At 55.9% G+C, this 1,101-nt stretch carries 2 protein-coding genes; both read right to left on the bottom strand.

Annotated elements, in window-relative coordinates; all coding sequences use genetic code 11:
* Nucleotides 1-350: 350 nt before the first annotated feature.
* Entirely contained in the window at nucleotides 351-683 is a 333-nt protein-coding gene (locus ABIE58_RS20310) for a hypothetical protein (protein WP_354546421.1), read from the bottom strand.
* 41 nt (nucleotides 684-724) lie between these two features.
* The coding region (locus tag ABIE58_RS20305; RefSeq protein ID WP_354546420.1) for a hypothetical protein at nucleotides 725-1,101 on the bottom strand (377 nt) is incomplete at its 5' end.

Genomic DNA, 1,101 nt, shown 5'->3' with positions numbered 1-1,101 from the left:
GTCTTGCCCGCCGCCGCGCGCATCTCCGTCGCCGTGAACTCCGTCCGCGTGATCGCGATCCCTGCCATGCCTGCCTCCATCCTTTGAGAAAGCAGTGAGTCAGAGTTCGCGAGCTTTGGGAACCCTTCAGAGTCAGACAAAAGGGCCGTTGGTATGACACCATTCCAAAGAAGGCACCCGCTGGAGCATAGCTGACGTGCCTGAAGCCGACGGCGAGAGAATACTATTTCACGCATCTCGTTGTGCGAGAGACTGAACCGGTGTTGTCGCATTAACGGGCCAAGGATTGCCGGTTTAGTATCCACGCTCAGGAGCAAACCCTTCGACTTCCAGTCGCGTGCGGTCCTTGATCAGCCCGGCACGGGCAACGTATAAATCCCTGAGAAAAGGGTTTCCTTAGAACAAGGCGCTTGATGCTCAAGGTTGACCGCAGTCCCCATCCGGGCCAACATCTGAGCATCTACGGCATCGGTTTTGGCGCGGGTGCCATACGCCTTATGATACGGCCACATCGGCTCGAACACGATCCGTGCCGCTGCTGCCGTGCTCAGCCATTTTTTCAGCGATCGAAATCCCGCCGCCGAATTCTCGAAGCGCTGCGCTTCATCATCTTCCAGCCGGAAGACATCCAGATGGAATTTTGAAATGTCTACACCGATGGTGTGTTTAGTCATCTTCGCCATGTCCTATGCTTGTCGTGCGTGATTGTCACACGCGTATCAGTTCAGGCCCTGTGGTGAAGACGGCGGTTGATCATACTTCTCAACGGTCCTGGTAGACCAAGCTGTTTGCGATCCAACCGCAGCCACTGCCCGCCATAAATGGCGTGGCGGGCAGTGGCTCCCTTTTGCCCTTGGAGCCAAGGAAAGTCATAAGACAAGCGCTTCACACGAGGTGCAAGGGCAACCCCTATGATGATGATCTTTGCCGCCGCAATCAAAACACCCCGAGGTGTTGTCAGGACATAGTCGTCCGGTAACGTGATAGGGTTCCGGTTCGCGGACTTCAGGGCACCTCGAAAAATTGCGCTGACACCGGCGTTTCGGTATGATCGGAGCGATAAAACGGGATGGGGTGCAACGATGGCGCAGATGGGTTTCT

This window comes from Roseovarius sp. MBR-78, assembly GCF_040547535.1.
Classification (GTDB): domain Bacteria; phylum Pseudomonadota; class Alphaproteobacteria; order Rhodobacterales; family Rhodobacteraceae; genus Roseovarius.
This window is presented reverse-complemented; position numbering and strand designations above follow the sequence as displayed.